Annotated in this window: 1 protein-coding gene; it reads left to right on the forward strand. The window is 67.6% G+C overall.

Annotated elements, in window-relative coordinates:
- Positions 1-942, forward strand: a 942-nt coding sequence (locus RUGAMON1_RS32605; RefSeq protein WP_445234417.1) for a condensation domain-containing protein, incomplete at both ends; no start/stop codon positions are given.

A 942-nucleotide genomic window follows, 5' to 3' on the forward strand; every position in this document is an offset into this window, starting at 1 on the left:
CGCGCCTTCCTGTGCGAGGACCGCGCCAACGGCCGCTGGCTGTTGCAACTGCTGACGCATCACCTGGCGATCGACCATACGACGCTGGAAATCCTGGTCGAGGAAATCCGCACCATCCAGCTGGGCCGGGAGGCTGAGCTGCCAAGGGCGCTGCCGTTCCGTAACTTCATCGCCCAGGCGCGCCTGGGCGTGAGCCGCGCGGAGCATGAGGCCTTCTTCACGCAGATGCTGTCCGATATCGACGAGCCGACCGCGCCGTATGGCCTGCTGGATGTGCGCGGCGATGGCTCGCGGATCAGCGAGGCGGTAGTGCGAATGCCGACCGAACTGGCCGACCGCCTGCGCGCGCAGGCGCGCGTGCAGGGCGTCAGCGCCGCCAGTCTGATGCACCTGGCCTGGGCGCAGGTGCTGGCGCGCCTGTCGGGACGCCGCGACGTGGTGTTCGGCACGGTGCTGTTCGGGCGCATGCAGGGCGGTGCCGGTTCCGACCGGGTGCTGGGCATGTTCATCAATACACTGCCGGTGCGGATCAGCATCGATGACCGGGACGTTGCCCAAGGCGTGCGCGGCATCCATGCGCTGCTGACGCAGTTGCTGCGGCACGAGCATGCGTCGCTGGCCCTGGCGCAGCGCTGCAGCGGCGTGGCGGCGCAGACGCCGCTGTTCTCGTCGCTGCTGAACTATCGCCATAGCGCGACCGCCATCGGCGGCACGGAGCAGCAGTCCAGCAGTGGCTGGGACGGGGTGGAAATCGTGGGACAAGAGGAGCGCACCAATTATCCGCTGACCTTGTCGGTGGACGATCTGGGCGAAGACTTCGTACTGACGGTTCAAGTCGATCAATCGATATCGGCCGAGCGCGTGGGCGCCTATGTCCAGGAGGCTCTCGAACAACTGGTGAGCGCGCTGGCAACGCGGCCGGCGGCGGCGCTCGATGCGCTG

It is taken from the genome of Duganella rhizosphaerae, assembly GCF_040364205.1.
In the GTDB taxonomy this organism is placed as follows: domain Bacteria; phylum Pseudomonadota; class Gammaproteobacteria; order Burkholderiales; family Burkholderiaceae_D; genus Rugamonas; species Rugamonas rhizosphaerae.